Source organism: Candidatus Sulfurimonas baltica (genome assembly GCF_015265455.1).
Taxonomy (GTDB): Bacteria; Campylobacterota; Campylobacteria; order Campylobacterales; family Sulfurimonadaceae; genus Sulfurimonas; species Sulfurimonas baltica.
Genome location: NZ_CP054492.1, coordinates 874409 through 896993 on the forward strand (window position 1 = coordinate 874409; position 22585 = coordinate 896993).

23 protein-coding genes are annotated in these 22585 nt (G+C 32.9%); 18 read left to right on the top strand and 5 right to left on the bottom strand.

Translation table 11 applies throughout. From position 1 onward, the window contains the following. Genes HUE88_RS04330 through HUE88_RS04350 form a run of 5 tightly spaced genes read left to right on the top strand, consistent with a single transcriptional unit; the run spans nucleotide 1 to nucleotide 4523 of the window. Entirely contained in the window at nucleotides 1–1770 is a 1770-nt protein-coding gene (locus HUE88_RS04330; RefSeq protein ID WP_194371422.1) for a Na/Pi cotransporter family protein, read from the top strand. Then, a complete protein-coding gene (locus HUE88_RS04335) occupies nucleotides 1770–2012 on the top strand; it encodes a hypothetical protein (protein WP_194371424.1) in 243 nt (80 codons plus the stop codon). Before HUE88_RS04330 ends, HUE88_RS04335 begins: the two co-directional genes overlap by 1 nt. After that, nucleotides 2009–3097, top strand: coding sequence for a hydrogenase large subunit (locus tag HUE88_RS04340; protein ID WP_194371426.1), 1089 nt, complete (start codon nucleotides 2009–2011; stop codon nucleotides 3095–3097). Before HUE88_RS04335 ends, HUE88_RS04340 begins: the two co-directional genes overlap by 4 nt. A 9-nt stretch (nucleotides 3098–3106) precedes the next feature. Next, on the top strand, nucleotides 3107–3514 hold the full coding sequence (locus HUE88_RS04345; protein WP_194371428.1) for a 4Fe-4S dicluster domain-containing protein: 408 nt from the start codon (nucleotides 3107–3109) through the stop codon (nucleotides 3512–3514). Next, nucleotides 3504–4523: an aldo/keto reductase gene (locus HUE88_RS04350; RefSeq protein WP_194371430.1), complete on the top strand. Its 1020-nt coding sequence runs from the start codon at nucleotides 3504–3506 to the stop codon at nucleotides 4521–4523. Before HUE88_RS04345 ends, HUE88_RS04350 begins: the two co-directional genes overlap by 11 nt. 6 nt (nucleotides 4524–4529) lie before the next feature. On the opposite strand, the gene HUE88_RS04355 is transcribed toward HUE88_RS04350, so the two are convergent. Beyond that, nucleotides 4530–4865, bottom strand: coding sequence for a hypothetical protein (locus HUE88_RS04355; protein ID WP_194371432.1), 336 nt, complete (start codon nucleotides 4863–4865; stop codon nucleotides 4530–4532). A 163-nt stretch (nucleotides 4866–5028) separates the two neighbouring features. Between HUE88_RS04355 and htpG the strand changes: the two genes are divergently transcribed. Both htpG and HUE88_RS04365 read left to right on the top strand, forming a co-directional pair. After that, nucleotides 5029–6921 (top strand): molecular chaperone HtpG, encoded by a 1893-nt coding sequence (gene htpG, locus HUE88_RS04360; RefSeq protein ID WP_194371434.1) that lies wholly within the window; start codon nucleotides 5029–5031, stop codon nucleotides 6919–6921. A 96-nt stretch (nucleotides 6922–7017) separates the two neighbouring features. Then, entirely contained in the window at nucleotides 7018–7524 is a 507-nt protein-coding gene (locus tag HUE88_RS04365; RefSeq protein WP_194371436.1) for a hypothetical protein, read from the top strand. Between the two features lie 2 nt (nucleotides 7525–7526). Here the strand turns inward: HUE88_RS04365 and HUE88_RS04370 are convergent, their stop codons facing one another. From HUE88_RS04370 to HUE88_RS04380, 3 genes are read right to left on the bottom strand one after another with little or no spacing between them, the layout of a single operon-like run. Further along, nucleotides 7527–7691: a hypothetical protein gene (locus HUE88_RS04370; RefSeq protein WP_194371438.1), complete on the bottom strand. Its 165-nt coding sequence runs from the start codon at nucleotides 7689–7691 to the stop codon at nucleotides 7527–7529. A gap of 10 nt (nucleotides 7692–7701) precedes the next feature. Then, complete coding sequence (locus tag HUE88_RS04375) at nucleotides 7702–7998, bottom strand: hypothetical protein (protein WP_194371440.1); 297 nt, start codon at nucleotides 7996–7998, stop codon at nucleotides 7702–7704. A 55-nt stretch (nucleotides 7999–8053) separates the two neighbouring features. Continuing rightward, entirely contained in the window at nucleotides 8054–8344 is a 291-nt protein-coding gene (locus tag HUE88_RS04380) for a DUF3817 domain-containing protein (protein WP_194371442.1), read from the bottom strand. Nucleotides 8345–8488: 144 nt separating this feature from the next. Between HUE88_RS04380 and HUE88_RS04385 the strand changes: the two genes are divergently transcribed. From HUE88_RS04385 to HUE88_RS04395, 3 genes are read left to right on the top strand one after another with little or no spacing between them, the layout of a single operon-like run. Then, nucleotides 8489–8728: an OadG family protein gene (locus HUE88_RS04385; RefSeq protein ID WP_194371444.1), complete on the top strand. Its 240-nt coding sequence runs from the start codon at nucleotides 8489–8491 to the stop codon at nucleotides 8726–8728. Nucleotides 8729–8736: 8 nt separating this feature from the next. Next, a complete protein-coding gene (locus HUE88_RS04390; RefSeq protein ID WP_194371446.1) occupies nucleotides 8737–10536 on the top strand; it encodes a biotin/lipoyl-containing protein in 1800 nt (599 codons plus the stop codon). Nucleotides 10537–10540: 4 nt separating this feature from the next. Beyond that, nucleotides 10541–11869, top strand: coding sequence for a sodium ion-translocating decarboxylase subunit beta (locus tag HUE88_RS04395; RefSeq protein ID WP_229860150.1), 1329 nt, complete (start codon nucleotides 10541–10543; stop codon nucleotides 11867–11869). Nucleotides 11870–11941: 72 nt separating this feature from the next. Here HUE88_RS04395 and HUE88_RS04400 read toward each other — a convergent pair whose 3' ends face one another. Further along, entirely contained in the window at nucleotides 11942–12895 is a 954-nt protein-coding gene (locus tag HUE88_RS04400) for a chemotaxis protein (protein WP_194371448.1), read from the bottom strand. Nucleotides 12896–13019: 124 nt separating this feature from the next. Between HUE88_RS04400 and HUE88_RS04405 the strand changes: the two genes are divergently transcribed. Genes HUE88_RS04405 through HUE88_RS04440 form a run of 8 tightly spaced genes read left to right on the top strand, consistent with a single transcriptional unit; the run spans nucleotide 13020 to nucleotide 22571 of the window. Continuing rightward, nucleotides 13020–13817, top strand: a complete 798-nt coding sequence (locus HUE88_RS04405) for a biotin/lipoyl attachment domain-containing protein (RefSeq protein ID WP_194371450.1) — start codon at nucleotides 13020–13022, stop codon at nucleotides 13815–13817. After that, on the top strand, nucleotides 13810–15546 hold the full coding sequence (locus HUE88_RS04410) for a molybdopterin-dependent oxidoreductase (RefSeq protein ID WP_194371452.1): 1737 nt from the start codon (nucleotides 13810–13812) through the stop codon (nucleotides 15544–15546). The genes HUE88_RS04405 and HUE88_RS04410 overlap by 8 nt, the downstream gene beginning before the upstream one ends. 26 nt (nucleotides 15547–15572) lie before the next feature. Further along, a complete protein-coding gene (locus HUE88_RS04415; RefSeq protein ID WP_194371453.1) occupies nucleotides 15573–16535 on the top strand; it encodes an ATP-binding cassette domain-containing protein in 963 nt (320 codons plus the stop codon). Then, nucleotides 16535–17797: an HlyD family secretion protein gene (locus HUE88_RS04420; protein ID WP_194371455.1), complete on the top strand. Its 1263-nt coding sequence runs from the start codon at nucleotides 16535–16537 to the stop codon at nucleotides 17795–17797. Before HUE88_RS04415 ends, HUE88_RS04420 begins: the two co-directional genes overlap by 1 nt. Continuing rightward, a complete protein-coding gene (locus HUE88_RS04425) occupies nucleotides 17797–19170 on the top strand; it encodes a TolC family protein (protein WP_194371457.1) in 1374 nt (457 codons plus the stop codon). The genes HUE88_RS04420 and HUE88_RS04425 overlap by 1 nt, the downstream gene beginning before the upstream one ends. A gap of 45 nt (nucleotides 19171–19215) precedes the next feature. After that, on the top strand, nucleotides 19216–20403 hold the full coding sequence (locus HUE88_RS04430) for an acetylornithine/succinylornithine family transaminase (RefSeq protein ID WP_194371466.1): 1188 nt from the start codon (nucleotides 19216–19218) through the stop codon (nucleotides 20401–20403). Further along, entirely contained in the window at nucleotides 20357–21577 is a 1221-nt protein-coding gene (locus HUE88_RS04435) for a TolC family protein (RefSeq protein WP_194371468.1), read from the top strand. Before HUE88_RS04430 ends, HUE88_RS04435 begins: the two co-directional genes overlap by 47 nt. Continuing rightward, nucleotides 21567–22571, top strand: coding sequence for an SAM-dependent methyltransferase (locus tag HUE88_RS04440; protein WP_194371475.1), 1005 nt, complete (start codon nucleotides 21567–21569; stop codon nucleotides 22569–22571). The genes HUE88_RS04435 and HUE88_RS04440 overlap by 11 nt, the downstream gene beginning before the upstream one ends. The last annotated feature ends 14 nt before the right edge of the window (nucleotides 22572–22585 follow it).

Below are 22585 nucleotides of genomic sequence, written 5' to 3' on the forward strand. Positions count from 1 at the left end.
ATGGGAGCAGATATATTAAAAAGATCAATATATCCACTGTTTTTATTGGCAATTGCGTATTTACTATTTTCAAGTCATGATACGAAAACAATTATAGCAGGGATTGCCATATTCTTACTTGGTATGGTTTTTATGGAAGACGGCTTTAAGCTTTTTAGTGGAGGGATGCTTGAGAAAGTTTTAGAGAAAAGTACGAGTACTTTGCCAAAGGCTATAGTGACTGGCTTTTTTACTACAACAATGCTACAAAGTTCATCACTAATTTCGATTATTATAATCTCATTTTTGAGTGCTGAAATGATTAGTTTGACCGGTGCTGTCGGTATAATCTTTGGCTCAAATATAGGTAGTACAACAACAGCATGGATAGTCTCATCTTTGGGTGTAAAAATTGATATTGCATATTATGCAATGCCTATGATTATCTTTGGTGTTATTTTTAGATTTAATCAAAATAACGTATACAAAGGTTTTGGAAATATTTTAGTCGGACTAGGTTTTGTATTTTTAGGCATAGCATATATGAAAGATGGTTTTGATGCTTTAAAAAATGGGTTGGATATTGCACAATATGCAATGGATGGATATCTTGGCGTTTTGGTATATATTCTAATTGGAGCTGTCGCAACCGTTGTCATACAGTCAAGCGGTGCAACAATGGCTCTTATTATAACAGCGGTCGCCACAGGGCAGATTGAATATGTAAATGCGCTCTCTTTGGCGATTGGTGCGAATATAGGTACTACCGTAACAGCTGTTATAGGTTCCTTGTCTTCTAACGCAAATGGAAAAAGATTGGCAGTTGCCCATTTTATTTTTAATACTGTTACAGGTTTTATAGCCATTGTATTTTTGTATCAGCTGGCAGATTTGGTAGATTTTTTAAGTTCTAGTATTGGTATAGGTGATAAAGACTATGCGATGAAGTTAGCTCTCTTTCATACTGTATTTAATATTATAGGTGTTTTGACAGTTTCTCCATTTACTTATAAATTAGTTATTTTTTTAGAGGGTCTTTTTCAACAAAAAAATAAAAACATATCTAGAGCTAAATATTTAGATAGTGCAGTAATCGAAGTGCCAGAATCAGCACTGGCTGCATTAAACAAAGAAGTTCTCCATTTATATGATAATGCAACGGAAGTTTTAGCTCATGCGATATCTTTGCATAGACACTCATTTTTAGGCAAAGAAAATGTTTCAGAAGTTGTAAAACAATCAAGTTCTAAAATAGATATTGATGTAGATAAATTTTATGAAACAAAAATAAAAGAACTTTACGGAGATATCGTAAACTATGCCACATTGTCACAAGATAAAATGGATGAATTTCAAATCAGAATGGTTTATTATTATAAAGTAGCCTCAAAAGATATTGTTGAAGCAATCAAGGATGTGGAAGAGTTACAAAAAAATATCAATTTTTATCAAAAAAGTAAAAATGATGTAATCAAAAATGAATATAATATATTGAGAGAAAAGATTGCTAACACCTTAAATAAAATTCATGAAATTAGAAATAGTGATGATGATGACATGGAAATTTTACTTAAGATAAAACTTTTAAAAGAGGATGTAAAAGATCTTGACATCATAGCAAACGGGAGGATTGATACAATCATTAGAAATAATAGTATTACCTCTAAGATGGCAACGTCATTGATAAATGATTCTTCATTTGCCTATGATATATCAAAGAGATTGATTGAAGTCGCAGTAACACTGTTTATAAAAGATAAAGAGATAAAAACACTAGCAGGAGAGGTATAATGAAAATAGAAGAAATATTTACTAAAGCTGAGAAGTTATTTGGTATGGAAGATTCTGAAAAAAAGAAAAGCAGAAAGAAGGCAAGAAAGTTGCTCTCTGCTATAAAAGAGAAAATATTATCAATCAAAGAGAAGATTAAAGAATCTGATGAGAAAGAAAAGAAAAAAGGTATGAAAAAGAAGTTGTATATGCTTGGTAAAATGAGAGAAGATATTATTAAGGCATATAAAGATACTAAATGAGTAAAAAAACCATAAACATACCGTTGGGATCACAACACATCTCTCTTTTAGAGCCTGTAAGGTTTAAGTTTGAATGTGAAAATGAAAAAATCATAGGTGTTGATTCTGATGTTGGTTTTGTTCACCGTGGCATTGAAAAAGCCTGTACTACAAAGTTTAAGTTTGATTCTATTGGCTATGTGGTTGCAAGAGTTTGTGGACTTTGTGCAATTACACACTCACTCTCTTATAGTGTTGCAATTGAGAAACTTATAGGTGCAGAGGTAAGTACAAAAGCTAAATATTTAAGAATCTTGCTTTTAGAACTAGATAGAATTCACTCCCATATGCTTTGTCTCTCTCATACATGTGAGAACGCAGGATTTGAAGCTATGTTTATGCAGATTATGGGAGACAGAGAGCTTATTATGGAGATTCAGGAGCTTTTGACGGGCAATAGAGTTCAGTTTGATTATATAAGCATTGGCGGGGTCAATAGAGATTTAGATGTCAATATGGCTAAACAAATAATAGAAAAACTAAAAATTGTTAAGCAAAAAGTACTCTCTTATATTGATGAATTTACAAACAATTGGAGCCTATCTCTTAAATTTAGAGGAGTAGGGGTGTTAACTCTGGATGAGGCTTATAGATTTAATGCTATTGGACCACTTGCCCGTGCGTCAGGACTGAATATTGATGTTAGAAATGAGATAGATTATCTTCCGTTTAATGAAGTTGGCTTTAAGATGCAAACTCACTCTGATGGAGATATCAATGCAAGAAATATAATAAGGCTCAATGAGATACTAAATTCGATTGAGATGTGCAATAATGTTATTGAAGGTCTGCCCAATGGTGAAATTTTTACAAAAACAAAGGGAAAACCAAACGGAGAAGCAGTTGTAAGGTTTGAAGCTCCAAGAGGGGAGTTGATGTATTACATCAAGGGCAGTGGTAAGCCTATGCTTGAGAGAGTTCGAATAAAAACGCCCACTTTTGCCTGTATTCCTGCCTTTTCTCATATATTTGTTGGAGAGGATTATGCAGATGCACCGGCCATTTTGGCATCTTTTGACCCTTGTCTCTCATGCACGGCTAAATAGGAACATATAATGTTTACATCATCCATTAATGCACTTAAAAATCTTTTTAAAAAACCGCAAACTATAGACTACCCTCTCAGACCAATAAAAAAAGATGAAAAATATAGAGGACTTATTGAATACTGTGAGAAAGATTGTATCTACTGTCTTAAATGTGAAAAGATTTGCCCTCCGGGAGCAATTTTATTTGTACCAGTAGATAATCCACCACACAATGAGAAAAATAAAAAAAGTTTGAAATATTATTACAATCCACATCTTTGTATATATTGTACGGAGTGTGAGAGAGCTTGTCCTAAGCCAGATGAAGCTCTTTGGCAAAGCAATAAAAAGCCACCAATAGGTATTAAAAGTGACAGAGTTAATGATGAGTGGTTCGAGTTAGAAAAACTTAAAAAGGGTAATAGTGAAATATAGATATATAGGAAAAACAGGTCTCAGAGTAACTCCAATATGTTTAGGAACAATGAGTTTTGGTAGCTGGAGTGATGAAGCTGAGTCTTTTAAGATTATGGACAAAGCTTACGATAGAGGGATTAATTTTTTTGATACGGCCGAACTATATCCTGTACCGCCAAAGGCAGAATATGCCGGTGAGACAGAAATTATAATTGGAAAATGGCTTAAAGATAAACAGCGAGATAAATTAATCATAGCTTCAAAAGTGGCAGGAGCTGCAAATGGTTGGTTTGTTCCGCCAATCAGACATGGGATGACGGCAGTTGATAAGTTTCATATAAAAAGTGCTGTAGAGGGGAGTCTTAAACGACTTGGAACTGATTATATAGACTTATATCAGATGCATTGGCCAGATTCCGTAGTACCGATAGAGGAGTCGTTAAAAGCTTTTGATGAGTTGGTACAAGAGGGGAAGGTTAGATACTTAGGCACTTCAAATGATAGTGCTTATGGGCTTACTAAAGCAAATGAGACATCAAAAAGATTAGGCATTTCCAGATTCGAATCTATACAAAATAACTTTTCCCTCAACAATCCAAGGTTTTTAGATGAGTTGGCAAATGTGTGTAAGAAAGAGCAGATTTCACTTCTCCCGTACTCACCTATTGGCGGAGGAGTGTTGAGTGGAAAATACAATGGCAAGTTTTATCCCGATAATGCAAGGTATTCAGAGTATTTAAAAAGTGACAATCCTCGCATACAAGCTCAAGGCACAAGATTTGTAAATGAAAAATCACTTAGAACTACTGCAAAATACATGGAAATAGCAAAAAAATTGGAAATGTCACCTGTCACTCTCGCTGTAGCGTATTGTAAACATTTTGATTTTGTGGCTTCTACAATCATTGGTGCAAGAAACGCAGAGCAGCTTGACGAGTCGTTTGAAGCTCTACATGTAGAGTTGAGCGATGAGACTATGGCTGAGATAAAAGCTGTTCAAGAGGATATTATGTATCCGATGGGTTGAAAGAATCTATGGTAATGTTATTACATCACAGTCCTCTTTTACTTCTATGCACAGCTCTCTTGCAGTGTACCAGTCAGCAATCCCTTTATCGTTATACTGATACTCTCTTTGCTTAGGCGGTATTACACTGTTTCTAAGTTTAGCTCTAATAATACCTATAACTATATAGCTGAGTATAAGTACAAAAAATGCTATAAAATAATCAAATATATACCAAGCAAGCAAAGTTGTAACATATGTTGTAAATTGTAAAAACACCCGAAGCATAAACGATACTATCTTGCATTTTTTAGAGTTTATTTTTGGTGTTGGTTCTATCATCTCTATAAAGTTATTAGACATATATATTATCCTTATTTTAAGATGAAAATTATATCAAAACAGAACTTAAATATATTATGACTAAATAAAGCTTAGTCGATGGAACTAAGCTTTGTTGATAATACTTTGAGCCATTAACCTTTTTTAGATATAATTTTTCAAATTATTTTCAAGGATATTTAAAATGGCAAAACATCAATTTCAGACAGAAGCAAATCAAATTTTACACTTAATGATTCATTCATTATATTCAAATAAAGAGATTTTTATTCGTGAACTTGTTTCAAATGCTTCAGATGCACTTGATAAGCTAAATATGTTAGTTTTGACAGACGAAAAATATAAAGAAGTAACTTTCGCTCCTCGCATTGACATAATAGCAAACAAAGAAGCTAAAACATTAACAATTAAAGACACTGGTATTGGGATGAATGAAGAGGACTTAATGAGTCATCTTGGAACAATCGCAAAGTCGGGAACTAAAGCATTTTTAGAAAATCTTACAGGTGATCAAAAAGCGGATTCGAATCTAATTGGTCAGTTTGGTGTTGGTTTTTATGCTTGTTTTATGGTTGCAGACAAAGTTGAAGTTACAACAAAAAAAGCTGGTGAGACGCAAGCCTTTTTGTGGAGAAGTGCCGGAGATGGTGAGTTTGATATAGAAAACACAACCATGGATGGGCATGGAACTATGATAGTTATGCACCTTAAAGATGATGAGGGTGAATTTTTAGAGTCTCATAGAATTGAAACTATTATTAAAAAATATTCAAATCATATTCCATTTGCAATTTTCATGGACAAGGAAAAATTTGTTCCAGCAGTTAAAGATGATGATAATAAAGAGCTAGAGCCAAGCAGAACAGACATCGAGAATGTTCAAATCAACCGTGCTAATGCACTTTGGACTATCTCTAAATCTGAGATTAAAGATGAGGAGTATAAAGACTTCTATAGCTCAATTGCTCATTCATCAGAAGAACCACTTGCCTGGATGCACAACAAAGCTGAGGGTGCTATAGAGTACACGACACTTTTTTATATTCCAAGCAAAGCACCAATGGATATGTATAGAGTTGACTATCAAACTGGAATCAAACTCTATATTAATCGTGTATTTATCACAGATGATGAAAAAGAGTTGATGCCGACATATTTAAGATTTTTAAGAGGTGTAATTGACTCTAAAGATTTACCGCTTAATGTTTCTCGTGAGATTTTACAATCAAATGCAGTGATGGCAAAAATAAAAAATGCATCTGTAAAAAAAGTTCTCTCAGAGCTTACTAAAATGTCCAAAAATGATGCACAAAAGTATGATGCTTTTTATGCTGAATTCGGTAACGTTTTAAAAGAGGGTCTATACAATGATCATGCAAATCGTGAAAAGATTTTAGAGCTTATGAAGTTTAATACTATAAATTCTGAAGAAACTGTAATGATTGAGGATTTTGTTAAAAAAATAGATGAAACAAAAAAAGAGATTTACTATATCACTGGAAAAACTCCTTTGGCTATGTTGAAAAATTCTCCATCATTAGAAAGATTTAAGTCTCGCAATATTGATGTTTTAGTATTAAATGAAGAGGTTGATACTATTATTTTCCCAATGGTTACTGATTATAAAGATTATAAACTTGTTCCTGTCGCAGATGCAAAATTTGAAGAGAGTGAAGAGGAAAAAAAAGAAGAAGAAGAGATAGCAAAAACTTATGAAGGTCTAGCTAAGGAATTTAAAGATGCACTTGGTGATATGGTTAAATCTGTTGAGACTACTTCTGATTTGACAGACTCTCCGGTAGCAATAAAAGTAGACAAAGAAGATCCATCTTACATGATGGCTCAAATGATGAAGCAGATGGGGCAGGGTGGTGATATGCCGGCTCCAGCTCCAATATTGCTAATAAATCCAAAACATGAACTTTTAATTAAGCTAAAAGACTCTGCAGATCAAAACTTAATTAATGATGCTGCTCATGTTCTGCTAGATCAGGCAAAATTGTTTGATGGTCAAGAGCTGTCTGACACTGCTGATTTTATTTTAAGACTAAACAGAATTATTGCAAAAGCTATATAATTTTTTAATGAGTGCATTTGTAGCACTCATTTATACAATATAGTTTCATAAGCATTTTTAATGCTAAATATTATTAAGTTATGATATTTTATCCGTATGAACAGTGAATTTAAAAATAAAAGACTACTAGAAAATGCTGAACTTCGTTTGGCTATTAACATAGTTCTAGAAGAAGGTAACTCTTTTCTTGAACATAATCTTGGTAGCTTGGATATATCATCATACCAATATGATATAAATGAAGCTGTATCAGAATTATCGTTGGATGAGTATGTTATTTCGCATCTCGTTGAAGACTATATTATTCAAATACTAAAATCAAAAATCTCATTTTACAAATATATACAAGAGCTAAAACAAGCTGAATATGATAATTTAGATTTGGACTATACAAAAATAAGAGACTTGGCTCATAAAAACCTTGGTGTAGTAAGAAACCTTAGAATAAATGACGCACGTACTCTTTTGGAAGTTATAATGAAAGAAGAGGACCTAGATCATTTAAGGTTGTGTGTTAAAGCTTTAGAGATAACAGCATTAAAATTAAACCCATTATGCGCATATGAAACACTAAAACTAATTGAAGTGAAAAATACTTTATAAAACTATTCTTTTATAGATTGTGAAACTGCTTCTAAGAGACCTGTAGGTTTTTTAGTAAACGTTTTTTCACTAGTAGCTGGAAGAGCGAGAGCAAGCAGTATAAAAATAAATGAAAAAATTATACTGCTGAGTATTGTAAGTATAAGTTTTAATTTAAAGTTGTTCATCTTAAACTACCTAAGTATTCTTTGTTGTCATATAAACCCAAAATTCTTTGTGCGAATGACCTTTATTTAAAAAGAAGAGTTGTAAAATTGTCACTCTGTAAAGTGTAACAATCATTTTAGCAAATGGAATAAAAAGACTAAGACTGACCAATAGTGATTGTTCTTTATCTCCCTTGGACTGTATCATCTCCTTCATTCCTATGTTTTTACTAAGATAAACACCAAAAAATATTGAAAAAGCAAAGTTTAAAGTTAGTCCAAAAATTATATATGCTATAAAATCTTGTTCGTACATTCCAGCTATCATAAAAATAAAATCCTCGTAGTTAATAGAAAAAATATTTTACCCAAAACAAACTTTTTTATTCATAAGTTTTTATTTTATTTTTGGTGAAAAATGTTCCAAATGGTATTAGTGAAGCAATGAAAAATATAACGCTATCCATTAGTGGCCATCTTGATTCTTTGGCAGCGCTTAAAAGAAGTAAACAGAATATTATAAATAGTATACCATGAGTCATTCCAACTATTTTTACGGCAATAGGAAGCCCCAGTAGATATTTCATTGGCATTGCAATAAAAACTAAGATGATATATGAGTATCCCTCTATAGTATTAATTAATCCAAATTTTTTAACATTTTCATTTATCATGTATTTTAACCTTTTTATTTTGCGAATTATATAACCAAAAAGTAACAATTTAACAATTCGTTAACATATATCAAATTGACACAAAGGTTTTGTAAACATATTTATAATACAATACGCACAAATTATTAATATAAGGGTGTATTTATGGAAACCAACCTCGTAATAGAAGGCTTTAAATTTATGGGACTTGGAATGGGAACTGTCTTTTTATTTCTAATTATCATGATATTTGCTATGGGTCTGATGAGTAAAATGGTAGCGAAATTTTTTCCTGAAGTTAAAGTAAGTGAGAAAGTAGCAGCAGCGACTGCAGTAAATACTCAAAATAAAAACAAAAAAATTGTTGCCGCAATAACAGCAGCAATTAAACATCATAGAGGTTAAGGATTAATATGGCTAAAAAATTTATAGATGTAATGGATACAACCTTTAGGGATGGCTTTCAATCAGTCTTTGGCGGTCGTGTGCTTATGGAAGATTTTCTTCCAGCAGTAGCAGCGGCAAAAACGGCTGGGATAAACCACTTCGAATTCGGTGGCGGTGCTAGATTCCAATCTTTGTACTTTTACTTAAGAGAAGATGCTTTTACGATGATGGACAAGTTTCGTGAAATAGTTGGTCCTGATGCAAATCTCCAAACTCTTGCTCGTGGTGTAAATACAGTAATGTTAGATACTGGTTCTAAAGAACTGATAGACCTACATGCAAAGTTATTTAAAAAACATGGAACAACAACTATACGTAATTTTGACGCACTTAACGATGTTGAAAACCTTAAATATTCAGGTGAAAGAATTACTCATCATGGGTTAAAGCATGAAATAGTGGTTACTATGATGGACTTGCCTCCAGGGTGTCATGGTGCACATACTACTGAATTTTACGAAAAAACTCTTCGTGAAATATTAGATAGTGGTATTCCATACACTAGTATCTGTTTTAAAGATGCATCTGGAACTTCAAATCCGCAAAAAGTTTTTGATACTATCAAGATGGCTAGAGGATTAGTTCCTGAAGGTACTCATCTTCGTCTTCATACTCATGAGACAGCTGGTGTAAGTGTTTCTGCTTATATGGCCGCTTTAGAGGCTGGAGTTGATGGAATTGATATGGCAGCTGCGCCTGTTAGTGGTGGGACAAGTCAGCCTGATATATTAACCATGCTTCACGCTACAAAAGGTATGAATTATGACCTTGGTGGCTTAGAGATCGATAAAATTCTTACTTATGAGAAAGAACTTCAGCATTGTTTATCAGATTATTTTATGCCTCCAGAGGCTACTATGGTTTCTCCGATGATACCATTTTCTCCAATGCCAGGTGGTGCACTTACTGCAAATACTCAAATGATGCGTGATAACGGTATTTTGGATAAATTTCCTGAAGTTATCGCTGCTATGACAGAAGTTGTAGAAAAGGGAGGTTACGGAACATCTGTAACACCTGTTTCTCAGTTTTACTTTCAACAAGCACTAAATAACGTAATGCAGGGTCCTTGGAATGCAATAGCTCCAGGTTATGGAAGAATGGTTCTTGGATATTTTGGTAAAACTCCAGTTGCTCCAGATCCAGAAATTGTAAGAATTGCTTCAGAAAAATTAGGTCTTGAGCCAACAACAGAGAAAGCATTAGATTTGGCAAATGCAGATGAAACTAAATCATTAGCTAACTGGATAAACAAGCTAAAAGAAGAAAATCTTGAGATAACTGAAGAGAATATATTTATCGCAGCAGCTTGTCAAGAGAAAGGTATCGCATTCTTAAAAGGTGAAGGCGAGCTTAATGTTCGTAAAATATCAAACATGAAAAAAGAAAAAGGAAGTACAGATATGGGTAACGGTAATTATACAGTAGTAGTTGATGGTCAAAAGTTTAGTGTTCAGGTTGCAGAGGGTGATGCAGATATTCAAGTAACAGCAGTTAATGGAGAGAGTGCAAAAGTATCTACTCCAAAAATAGCATTAGGTTCAAGTGATGGTACAGATGTAAAAGCACCACTTCCAGGTAATGTTTGGAAAATAGTTGCTAATCCGGGAGATAAAATCGCAAAAGATGGTGTTATTATGATATTGGAATCTATGAAGATGGAAATAGATGTTATATCTCCTTGTGATGGAATTGTTCAGACTATAAATGTTAATACTAATGATAAGGTAGTTGAAGGTCAACTATTAGCAGTAGTAGCAGGATAGTTTTATGAAGTTTTTTATATTGAAACTATTGACGCTATTTATGTTTATGGGTCTTAGTAGCGCATTTGCTAGCGCAAATGTATCTGCTGAAGGGGCTTCTTCAACTCATAAAGAAGAGACTTATCAATCAAGATCATTTTCAGAGATGACTAGTGGTTTTTTGATGTCTACTGGTATTGTAGCCTTAGTAAGTCCTGACCCAGATGAACTAAATTCACATGGTGAAAAAATGAGTGATTTTCATAAATCATGGGGTCGTGTTATAATGATTTTAATCGCTTTTTTATTATTTTATTTAGCAATTAAAAAAGGCTTTGAGCCACTTTTGCTTCTTCCAATCGCATTTGGTGGGCTCTTAGCAAATATTCCAGTTGCAGATATGGCTGGTCCGGAAGGGTTCTTAGGTATTATATACCACATGGGGCTCTCTAATCAACTTTTCCCAATTATTATTTTTATGGGTGTTGGTGCAATGACTGATTTTGGTCCACTTTTGTCAAACCCTAAAACAGCACTTCTTGGAGGAGCTGCACAATTTGGTATATTTGGAACACTAGTTGGTGCTGTTGCACTTTCTCAATATACTACTATATTTGATTTTACTCTAAAACAAGCATCGGCAATCTCTATTATTGGTGGAGCTGATGGACCGACATCTATTTTTATTGCAACTAATCTAGCACCAGAGCTACTTGGGGCAATTGCAGTTGCATCTTATTCATATATGGCTATGGTTCCTATTATTCAGCCTCCAATTATGAAAGCATTAACAAATGATGCCGAGAGAAGAATAAAAATGACTACACTTCGTCACGTATCACGTTTAGAGAAATTAGTTTTCCCTATTGTTGTACTTGTTTTGGCTATTTTAGTACTTCCTGAGTCTACTCCGTTAATCGGTGCGTTTATGTTTGGTAACTTCTTAAAAGAGTCTAGTGTTGTTGACCGTTTATCTGACACAATGCAAAATGCTTTAATTAATATTGTTACTATCTTCTTAGGTTTAGCAGTTGGTTCCAAGCTTGCTTCAGATCAGTTCTTAGTACCAGAAACATTGGCAATTTTGGCTTTGGGAATCGTGGCATTCTCTGTTGGTACTGCTTCAGGCGTTATTATGGCTAAGATTATGAATCTATTTCCAGGACATAAAATAAACCCTCTTATAGGCTCAGCCGGTGTGTCTGCTGTTCCTATGGCTGCTCGTGTATCAAATAAAGTTGGTATGGAATATGACCGCTCAAATATGCTTCTAATGCATGCAATGGGTCCAAATGTTGCAGGTGTTATCGGTTCAGCTGTTGCAGCTGGTGTTCTTATCTCACTCTTTAAGTAAGTAATTTACTTAAAGTCTAGCTTTAAATAATTTTACATGTAGAGATTATCTACATGTAAAGAAATCTATCTTTTATATGTTCCCATTAGCAATCATAGCTTCTATAATCACTGGTATAACATTATGACTCTTTGTTTTGTCAATAAAACCATCAGCACCTAATACTTCTGCTTCTCTTTTATTGTTTAGTCCTGTCATAGAGCTATTTACTATTATAGGAATATGTCTTGTTATTTTATTGCTTTTAAGAAGTTTAACAACAGTAAAACCAGACATCTCAGGCATCTCTATATCTGTTATAATCGCTGGAATTTTTGAGACATCTTCGCCTAATAAGTCTATGTAATCTATAAGCAGTTTTCCATTGTTAAATAATTTAATATCTATATTGGCATTACTGAAGATTTGAGATAGATGTTTTTGAGCAGTTTTGGAATCTTCTGCAATTAATACAGTACCGTTCATTAGTTTAGCCGGTACATCTAAATCTAGCAGATTAGCAGGTGATTCTAAAACATTAACCATGGCTTGAGGCACAACATCGGCTAAAAGTTTTTCATAGTCTAGTACAAGACATAAGCTTCCGTCTTCTAATCTAGTATCATTTATAACTACATTGTCTTCACCAACTCTATAGCTGTCTGGTGCATGCATCTCATTCCAGTTTTTCTTAATAACTCTAAATGCAGACATAATCCTAAGTCCAATTACTATCCCGTTAAAGTCACAAATAAGAATATTTGATTTTTTTATTTCTTCTTTTGTAAGGTTTACATTTAGCCATGATGGTAGATTTAATATTGGTATTTGAAGTCCGCGTAAAACTATAGTTCCCTCTAGTAAATGGTGGGCTGATGGAATCTGAGTCATAAAATGATTTTTAGATTCAACTACTTCTCGTGTTTTAAAAACATTAATTGCGTAAAATGCCGAACCTTCACTGTTGCTCACCCTAAATACTAAAAGTTGAACCTCATTGTTCTTTGCTAAATTTGTAACAGCATCAACTTTATCTAATACAGACATAATAACCCTTTTAATTATAGTGCTTAAATAATACCCTAAATTAAATGAAATATGCTTGAATGTTAATAATGAAATGGTAAAATGACTGTAGTAAATTGATATAAATTTATAAAAGGCATTGTAAGTGAAAATTATAATAATTATGTTGTTCGTATTTGATATTTTGTTTGCTAAAGTATATTATGCAAAGGTTGAACCATTTGAGATAAGAAACATATCGTCTAATGTTTTAGGATTGGTTTTGTATGCTGATGAATCTCAGATAGGCTCTAATTTGTCATCAAAGCCGTACATTGTTATTGATGATGAGTTAGATGTTAAAGAGTTGAATTATCTTGAAGATAAACTTGGGTCTTTAAGAGAGATTGTAAAAGTCAATGAAGATATACTAAAGAATCTTATTGAGTCCTCAGATAAGAAGAGAGAGAATTATAAGAAAGTTGTAGCTTTGAAGTTCAAAGCCTCCGTTGAAAAAGATAGAGAGTTTTATGACTTAATTGCAAGTGAGAATCTTAATTTGAATACTCAAAAAGAGATAAATAATTTAAAAATTCAGATTGTGGATGTGAAACTAAGAAAAGCTCAGCTCCAAAGAAGCATAAAAGATAAAAATTTAAGTGCAGATGGCTTTGTCCTATACGAGATGCTTGTAAAGCCAGGACAGGTTGTTGGTATTTCAACTCCTCTTGCAAAAGTTGCAGATACCTCAAGGGCTGTGCTTACAGTATATCTTGATGAGCCGGATATCTTAAATGCAAAGGAAAAAGTACTTTATATAGATGGTGAAAAAACTTCATACAAAATATCTAGACTTTTAAATATTGCAGACAGTAAAAATATATCAAAATATATGGCTCAAATTGTAATAAAACCTCCAGAACTATTCTCTAAGCTTGTTAAGGTTGAATTAAAAAGTGAATAGTGTTACAGCATGTCCCCTAGACTGCTATGATGCATGTGAAGTTGTGTATGAACATGGCAAATTGAGTGGACTTAAAGAGGGGCATACACATGGTTTCTTATGTTCGCATCTCAATCACTATAATAAATATAAAACTATTGTGACGCCTAGATACAAAGGCGAAGCTATAAGCATGAATGAAGCGCTGTCTAAATTAAAAGAGATGGTAGCTTCTTTTAAAAAAGATGAGATATTGCACTATAGAGGTCATGGAAATTTTGCTTTGATGCAAGAGGTTACAGACCATTTTTTTGCTTCTTACGGAGCAACTTTAACTGAGGGGAGTCTCTGTGACGGAGCTGGCGAAGCTGGTATAATTGAGGGTCGTGGCAGTAACAAAAATATGTCATTATCTGAGATAGCTAAATCAGATGTAGTTATATTCTGGGGTAGAAACCCACATGTAACGTCTTCTCATCTTTTGCCACTAATAAAAAATAAAACTATTATAGTCATTGACCCGATTAAAACTAAAATAGCAAAAGTTGCCGACATACATGTGCAGATAAAACCGCACAGTGATTTATATTTAGCAATGCTTTTAAGCCGTTTTTTATATATCGAAGGTGGTTGCGATAACAAATTTTTAGAAGAGTTTGCTAGTGAATATGAAGACTATTATGAGCTAACTCAAACTATAAGAATAAAAGCTACGTTAGAAAAAATTGATGTAACTCTTGGACAAATAGGCAAGATTTTAGAATTGGTAAAGAAAAAAAAAGTTGCTATAGTTTGTGGAGTTGGTATTCAAAAATATAGCGATGGTGCAGATGTGATGAGAGCTATTGATGCGTTTGCAGTTATGCTTGGGCTATTTGGCAGAGAAGGGTGTGGTGTATCTTACCTTGGGAATTCAAGAGATGGTATAAGCTCACCATTTAACTCTAAAAGTAAAAAGGTATCAAAAGTAAATACTGAGTTTAGTAACTTTAAAACTGTTTTTATCCAAGGATCAAACCCTCTATCTCAAATGCCTGACTCTCTTAGAGTAAAAGAGTCCATAGGGAAAGTGGAAAATGTCATATATTTTGGGCTTTATGAAAATGAGACAAGTGAAGTTGCAGATTTGGTTATACCAGCAAAGTACTTTTTACACAAGAATGATATTAGAACATCATACTCACACAATGTAATCTTATCAATGCCTAAAGTTTCAGAGAGTGAAATTGGAATAAGCGAATATGATTTAAGTGCTTATCTTTGTCATGAGTTTGACATTGAGATACAATCAGAAGATTTTTATCTAAATCATTTTAAAAGTTTTGCTGCTAGAAAACTAGATGGCTCTCTACATGTAGAAAATAGAGAAGAAATACCCTATAAAAATGGCTTTAACACTGATAATGGAGAGTTTGCATTTTTAGAAGAGTATGAAGCTAAAAATACGGATTACGATAAGTTTTATCTTATAACTCCAAAAAGCCCAATGAGTCTAAATTCACAGTTTAAGCGTGAAGATAGTGTCTTTATTCACAGCTCATTAGACTTCAGTGAAGATGAAACAGTTTTAGTAACTTCTTCTTATGGAAGTTTAAAATTAAAAGTTAAATATAATGATGATCTTCGTAGCGATTGTGTGCTAATTTATAGTGGAACTAAAGGCGTAAACAATTTAACAAGCTCAAAACACTCTCTTGATGGTAAGTGTGCAATATATCAAGAAAATATGTTACAAATTACTAGAAGTTAGAACAAATTTAATATGGAAAATAATAAATGGGCATAAAAAGTACAGTGTTAGACGGTTTTGTAAAAACTATTCAATCTGATAAAAAAAGTATATATTACATACTCTATTATGGCTTATTAGACAGTATTCTAGCTCTTTCTATTCCATTGGCATCTTCATTTATTATTAATGCTCTTATCGCTCATGCTTCTATATCTGTTGCTGTTTTAGGGTTTGTTATTATGTTTATTTTTTTTATGATGGCTTTCATGAGACTTATGCAAGAGTATATAGTTGAGAAGTTTGAGCAAAGGGTATTTATTGAAAATGGCTTTGATGTTGCTAAAAAGGCTTATGCTTTAAAAGAGAAAATTGTTTGTAATAGCGACCCTGTTGACAAGTTTATGAACTATTTTTTTGATATAACAACAATTCAGAAGATTTTCCCTGTTTTTGTGCTTAACGGTGCAGGGCTGATTATGCAAATATTTGTAAGTTTAATATTGCTATTTATATTTAATAATTCTCTATTTTTTGGTGCAGTCTCAATTTTCACATTTTATTTTATTATGATTATTGTTTTAGGAAACAATGGTGTAAGCTATGCTATAGAGCGCTCAAATATGAAACATACCGCTATATACTTTTTACAAAAAATACCAACTACAACAGGTTCTAAAGAGAAAACAATGAAAAATATTGATGAAATTATGGAGGGTTATGCTGATGCTAGAAGTAACCATTTTGGGGTTGTTATTAAGCAGTTGGCACTCACTTACATAGTTCAGGGTCTTATGTTAAGTGGTTTCTTTGTTCTTGGCGGTTATTTAGTTGTTAGAGGGGAGTTGCCAATTGGTGATTTCATTGCAGCAGAGATTCTTGTCGTTTCATTGATTTATGCTATGAACAGCTTTATAAAACAATTAGATAATATATATGATGGAATAGAAGGATATTACAAATTTGGAAAGCTATCTGCCTCTTTGGACACTCAAGAGGTGAAAAAGTAATGGAACTAAAGGCATTAGAAAAAACAAATTTATCTCCTATTGTAGTTAATGCAAAGAGGATTACAACCCTTCTTGTCATTATGTTTGTAGCAATGATGTTTCTTCCGTGGCAACAGACGACAAAAGGAGTAGGAAAGATTATAGCTTATGAACCGACACATCGGGAGCACAATGTAATAGCGCCAATATCTGGTTTTATTAAAAAATATTATATAGAAGAAAACAGATTTGTTAAAAAAGGAGAACTCCTTTTTGAAATGGTAGATTTAGATAAAGAGTATTTAGTAAAGTTAGAGTCAGTGATTGGTGACATAAAAGCACAACATGAAAATATACAAAGTACTCTAAATATTTCATTAGCACGCAAAAAAAATATTGAAGCAAATTTAAGAATCAGTCTCGAGATTTATGATAAAGAAATTATTCAAATACAAGAGACGTTAAAAAGATTTAATGGTAAAAAAGTTTCACTCCAAAACAGCTATGAAGTTTCTGATGCAAACTATAAAAGGATAAACCTTCTGTATTTGGATGGTATAGAGTCAAAAAGAAGTTATGAAGTTGCCAAAAATGAGTACATTAAAGAAGGGGTAGAGGTTGAGAATATTATTATTGATATAGAGATTAAAAGCAAAAGTCTAGAAATAATAAAAAAAGAGAAAGAGCGTTATATAAAAGAACAGGAAAATGAGATTAATCTTTTACAAAACAGCATACTCTCGGATAAAAACAGATTAATAACTTTTGAAAAAGAGATTAAAAAAACATCTATTGACCTCTCAAGGAATGTCACATCAAAGGTATTCGCATCAAAAGATGGATACCCTTTGAGAATTTTGAAAAATGACACTAATCTATATGTAAAAAAAGGGGAGCCTGTTATTTATTTTGCTCCAGAGGCTAAGAGAAGGGTTCTCCTTTTGAAAATCAGACGAATTGATATGCCTTTAATCAAAGAGGGCTTGCAAGCAAGAGTCCAGTTTCATGGATGGCCATCTATGCAGGTTTCAGGTTGGCCTAAAATCAAGTATGGAACTTTTAGTGGAATTATTGATAAGATTGATTCCATAGCTTATGAAGATGGTGTTTTTTATGCATATATTGTAGAGGACCCAAAGGAGCCTTGGCCAACCTCAGAAATATTAAAAGTTGGAACAGAAGCTAGAGCTTGGGTCAGACTTTCAACTGTCTCTATTGGGTATGAAATCTGGAGAACACATCATGCACAGCCTCCTGTTATGGTTATAGAGAATTACAGATAATGATTCGTAAAATTATTATATTAACATCAATAGTTGTTTATTCTGTTTTATCACAGGAGTTGTTTACTGAAGATGAAATTAAGAAATACATGACACATGAGAATCCATATGTGTATACCTCTTTAGGAAAAAAATATATTTATGAGCAAAAACTAAACTATGCTATGGGTGAATATGATACTAATGTATTAGCAAAGTACGAAGACAAAGAGTATCCTGTTAGTTATGGTAAATACTACACTATAGGTCTAGAAAAACCGTTGGAAAATGGTGTAGATATGAGTGTTTCTTATAGATACGCTGATGGAACTCAAGAGTATAATAATATAAAAACATCCCAAGATGGAGAGCTTATTTTAGGTATCAAAGTGCCTGTTATTAGCCTTTTTAGTCAAATTGATAAGCGTAGATTAAATGTTGGTTTGGCGTCTAATGATGTAGTGAAAACAGATTTTCAATACAAAGAGAGCATGCGAAGTCTTTACTATAATATTACTCAAAACTATTATAAGCTTTTATATTTAAGGAGTCTTTGTGAAATATACAAGAGACTACTCTTAAAAGTTGAAAAAAGATATGCTTTTTTGGAGCAGGGTGTTGAAAAAGGCAATGTATCTGAAATGAAATTAATTGAGCTAAAGCAGCAGGTTATAAACGCAGAGCAGATGGTTATATCTGCGGATACAAATTATAATAATCAATTCATGAATTTTATAAAATTTATAAACTTATCAAAAAAGAATTTTGATGAAAAATATATACTTCCAGAGTTGCCAAAAATTGAAGCTACAAACATTGAGTTTGATAATGCTATGAATATAGCTTTGCAAAATAGAGTAGATTTAAAGATATTTAATAATGAAATACAGAAGGTAAATCTAAAGCAAAAATATACGCAACTTTTAAAATATCCGGACTTACACGTAGGCTTATATGGCGTTTATGATATGAAAGATGACTCTGAGCATTATGACCAAACAGGTTTTAAAGTTACTCTAAACATGAGCTTTCCTATTGAACAAAGCAAATACAGTGCAAATAATTTGGAAAATAAATATAGCCTAACCCTTTTGGATGCTGACAAAAAGAGGCTCTTTCTTGAGCTAGAAACAAATCTGAAAAATATAATTTTCTCTTTGTATGCTTTAGAGAAAAATATAGAAAAATCACAAAATGAACTTGAATTAATAAAAAAATTGGAAAATATGGAGAAAAAAAAGTACGATTTGGGATCAAGTACTCTTTTTATGCTTAACCAAAGAGAGATACAAACAATTGAGACTGAAAAAAAACTGTTAAAAAACACGCTGGAGTATTTGCTGATTTACCAAGAGTATATAAATGAGACAAACCTATACTCTGCGGGGAGCTAATAAATGAAAATTTTAGATATAATTATTATAAAAAATATTGGGTAGATGATGAATATAATAGAATTAGATAAAAAGTATGTTTTACCTACATACGCAAGAGCAGACGTAGAGTTTGTGAGTGGAAAAAATGCAAGATTGATTGATGCTAACGGCAAAAAATATATCGATTTTACTTCAGGCATTGGAGTTGTTAGTGTTGGTCATGCTAACGAGAGAGTGAATAGTGCAATCTCAAAGCAACTCTCAAATATTACTCACATGTCAAATCTTTACTATACAGCACCTCAAGCTCTTGCAGCAAAAAAGATAGTTGAAGCTAGCGGCTACGATATGATGTGTTTTTTTGGAAACAGCGGTGCTGAGGCAAACGAGGGTGCTATTAAAATTGCAAGAAAGTTCGGTGAGAGAGACGGGGAGATAAAAAGATATAAAATAATCACTCTTCAACACTCATTTCACGGTCGAACTATTACAACAGTAAAAGCAACAGGGCAAGAGTCTATGCATAACTATTTTGGCCCATTTCCTGATGGTTTTGTTTATGCTGACAATATTGCTCAGGTAGAGAGTTTGCTTGACAACCACACTTGTGCTGTAATGATAGAACTTGTTCAAGGCGAGGGTGGAGTGCAACCACAAAATAAAGAGGAAGTTCAAGCCTTGGAAAAACTTCTTAAATCTAAAAATATTTTACTTATTGTTGATGAAGTACAGACCGGGGCATATAGAACCGGTGAGTTCTTAGCTTCAAATGTTTATGAAATAACACCAGACATTATAACTTTGGCAAAAGGTGTTGGAGGTGGAGTACCAATAGGCGTTGTGATGACAGGGTTAAAAGAGATATTCGCACATGGAGACCATGGCTCTACTTTTGGCGGAAATTTTTTAAGTACAACTGCAGCATGTGAAGTTATTGATATTTTAAAAGAGCACAAAGAGTGTGGAGATTTAGAGATAACTTCTTTATACTTTAACCAAGCACTAGAAAAATTCTACTCAGCAAATAAAAATTTATTTACTTCAAAAGTCGGTATTGGGATGATGTGTGGACTTAGAGTTAAAGATGCAGATACCTTAGGTAGAATAATAAAAAGTGCAAGAGAAAATGGTGTCATGGTTTTAAAAGCCGGAAAAAATACTTTAAGATTTTTACCGCCACTAACAATTACAAATGAGGAAATTGATGAAGGTTTTAAATCTCTTAATCGCGCTATTACTTCTATGCAATAGCTCGCTTTTAGCGGACGAAAAGAAGCTAGAAGAGTATATATCTGACAATAAAAAAGAGCAGTTTGATTATGATTATCAAAAAAATGAGGCAGAGAGTTCTAAGCTTCGTGACTCTTGGATTGCTCCTTTAAATCTAAACTATAGTTACTCAAAAAGTAATCCTTATGATAATAAACAGACTCAGCAGAGTGCTGGGATTTCTATGGCTCAGCCAATTTTTCAAAGTGGTGGAATTTATTATGGGATTAAGTTTGCAGAGGCTTCTAGACTTTATTCGAACTACTCTATTGATGTTGCAAAAAGAAAATTAGCCAAAGATGCAGTATCACTTTTGATGCAAATTCAGCAGATTGATTTAAAAGAGAGTAAGCAAAAGATTGTAATTAAGAATTCTGAAATAAACCTTGCACAAAAACAAGAAAACTATCTAAATGGACAACTTGACTCCGGATTTTTAGATAATGCAATTATAGAGAGAAATATTGCTATACAGGCACTTTATGATATACAAACTAACAAAGAGAGAATTATCTCAAAGTTTAATGCTATTAGCGATATGAACTATATGGATGCATATATTCCACATTTAAAACTTTTAAGTTTAGAACAGTTTCTAGAGTACAACATAATTTTAAATATGTCAAACAGCGAGATTGAAAAAAACAGATACTCTAAAGATGTAATAGTTGCAAAATATCTTCCTAAGGTTAGTCTTACAGCTGGGTATACTTGGCAGGAGAGTCAAAACCAGCAGTTTACGCCGAACTCTCCATCTGTTTCAAATGAAACAGACTACTACAACTACGGGATTAAAGCTTATATGCCGTTGGATATTAACAGTTTTAAAGATATAGAATCTGCAAGAGTTGATTACTTGAAATCGAAAGTTACAATTGAAGATAGAAAAAGAGAGTTGAAAGCGATTTTTGAGCAAGTTATGCAAAATATAGAAAATTTTGAGAAGAAAAAACAACTTAGTTCAGAGAATATGGATATATACATTAGATTGCTTTCTCAAACAAATGAGCTTCATGTTGCCGGATATAAGACAGAATATGATGTTGAACTTTTACAAAACTCTGTTAATATTCAAGTCATTGATGTGAAAATATTTGAACTAGACAAACAGCTTGAACTTTTAACACTTTATGAGATGTATAAAAATGAAATTTAGCGAGTATATGGGCGAGTGGCTTTATGGAGAAGATGGTTATTATGCAACTTATAAAAACATAGGCAAAAGTGGAGATTTTTACACGGCGGTAAGTACAAGTAAATTTTTTGGCGGAACCATAGCAAAACACATAATCTCTTTGGTTGATGAGGGCTTTTTACAAGGGAATGGCACAGTTTGTGAAATAGGAGCTCATCACGGCTACTTTTTGGCTGATGTTATAGAGTTTATTTATACTCTCAGACCAAAACTATTAACTACTTTAAAGTTTGCAATCATAGAGCGTTTTGATGATTTGCAAGAGTTTCAAAAGGGTTACTTTGAAGAGTCATTCGGAGATGCTATCTCACTTACTCACTATAAATCTTTAAGTGAGCTAAAGTGTGAAAGTGCTTTTTTTATTGCAAACGAGATATTTGATGCCTTCCCTTGTGAACTTTACTATAAAGGTAAAACAGCTAGAATTGATGGGCACAATATAGAGTTTAATGAAGATAATGAGTGGGTAAAATCTAAGGCAGAAAAATATAATAAAGACAGAGGGGAGATAGCTGTCGGTTATGAAGAATTTGCAAAAGAGATGGCTTCTACATGTAGAAAATTTGAGTTTATGACATTTGACTACGGAGAGATGGCGGCACGTCCCGATTTTTCATTAAGAGTTTACACTAAGCATGAAGTTATTCCATTTTTTCTCACAGACAATGAAGATAAAAAAATAAAAAGAGATCAACTCTTTGCAAACTCTGATATAACATACGATGTTACATTTGAACATGTTAAAGATGCCTACGAAGAGGCTGGTGTAAAGTTTATAGAGATAAAAGCTCAAATGGTTGCCCTTGTAGACATGGGGATTTTAGAACTTTTGGAGATATTAGAAGCAAATGTTGAAGAGAAAATATATAGACAAGAGTTGGAAAAAGCAAAAATGCTTATAATGCCAAACTTTTTAGGTGAACGTTTTAAAATGGTAAAGTTTAGAAAAGACTAAACTTTACGAAACAT

Excerpts from the sequence above, each read along its gene's own strand:
- HUE88_RS04330 (WP_194371422.1), top strand. The coding sequence starts at position 1 with ATGGGAGCAGATATATTAAAAAGATCAATATATCCACTGTTTTTATTG.
- HUE88_RS04335 (WP_194371424.1), top strand. The coding sequence starts at position 1,770 with ATGAAAATAGAAGAAATATTTACTAAAGCTGAGAAGTTATTTGGTATG.
- HUE88_RS04340 (WP_194371426.1), top strand. The coding sequence starts at position 2,009 with ATGAGTAAAAAAACCATAAACATACCGTTGGGATCACAACACATCTCT.
- HUE88_RS04345 (WP_194371428.1), top strand. The coding sequence starts at position 3,107 with ATGTTTACATCATCCATTAATGCACTTAAAAATCTTTTTAAAAAACCG.
- HUE88_RS04355 (WP_194371432.1), bottom strand. The coding sequence starts at position 4,865 with ATGTCTAATAACTTTATAGAGATGATAGAACCAACACCAAAAATAAAC.
- htpG (WP_194371434.1), top strand. The coding sequence starts at position 5,029 with ATGGCAAAACATCAATTTCAGACAGAAGCAAATCAAATTTTACACTTA.
- HUE88_RS04365 (WP_194371436.1), top strand. The coding sequence starts at position 7,018 with ATGAACAGTGAATTTAAAAATAAAAGACTACTAGAAAATGCTGAACTT.
- HUE88_RS04370 (WP_194371438.1), bottom strand. The coding sequence starts at position 7,691 with ATGAACAACTTTAAATTAAAACTTATACTTACAATACTCAGCAGTATA.
- HUE88_RS04375 (WP_194371440.1), bottom strand. The coding sequence starts at position 7,998 with ATGATAGCTGGAATGTACGAACAAGATTTTATAGCATATATAATTTTT.
- HUE88_RS04380 (WP_194371442.1), bottom strand. The coding sequence starts at position 8,344 with ATGATAAATGAAAATGTTAAAAAATTTGGATTAATTAATACTATAGAG.
- HUE88_RS04385 (WP_194371444.1), top strand. The coding sequence starts at position 8,489 with ATGGAAACCAACCTCGTAATAGAAGGCTTTAAATTTATGGGACTTGGA.
- HUE88_RS04390 (WP_194371446.1), top strand. The coding sequence starts at position 8,737 with ATGGCTAAAAAATTTATAGATGTAATGGATACAACCTTTAGGGATGGC.
- HUE88_RS04395 (WP_229860150.1), top strand. The coding sequence starts at position 10,541 with ATGAAGTTTTTTATATTGAAACTATTGACGCTATTTATGTTTATGGGT.
- HUE88_RS04400 (WP_194371448.1), bottom strand. The coding sequence starts at position 12,895 with ATGTCTGTATTAGATAAAGTTGATGCTGTTACAAATTTAGCAAAGAAC.
- HUE88_RS04415 (WP_194371453.1), top strand. The coding sequence starts at position 15,573 with ATGGGCATAAAAAGTACAGTGTTAGACGGTTTTGTAAAAACTATTCAA.
- HUE88_RS04420 (WP_194371455.1), top strand. The coding sequence starts at position 16,535 with ATGGAACTAAAGGCATTAGAAAAAACAAATTTATCTCCTATTGTAGTT.
- HUE88_RS04425 (WP_194371457.1), top strand. The coding sequence starts at position 17,797 with ATGATTCGTAAAATTATTATATTAACATCAATAGTTGTTTATTCTGTT.
- HUE88_RS04430 (WP_194371466.1), top strand. The coding sequence starts at position 19,216 with ATGATGAATATAATAGAATTAGATAAAAAGTATGTTTTACCTACATAC.
- HUE88_RS04435 (WP_194371468.1), top strand. The coding sequence starts at position 20,357 with ATGAAGGTTTTAAATCTCTTAATCGCGCTATTACTTCTATGCAATAGC.
- HUE88_RS04440 (WP_194371475.1), top strand. The coding sequence starts at position 21,567 with ATGAAATTTAGCGAGTATATGGGCGAGTGGCTTTATGGAGAAGATGGT.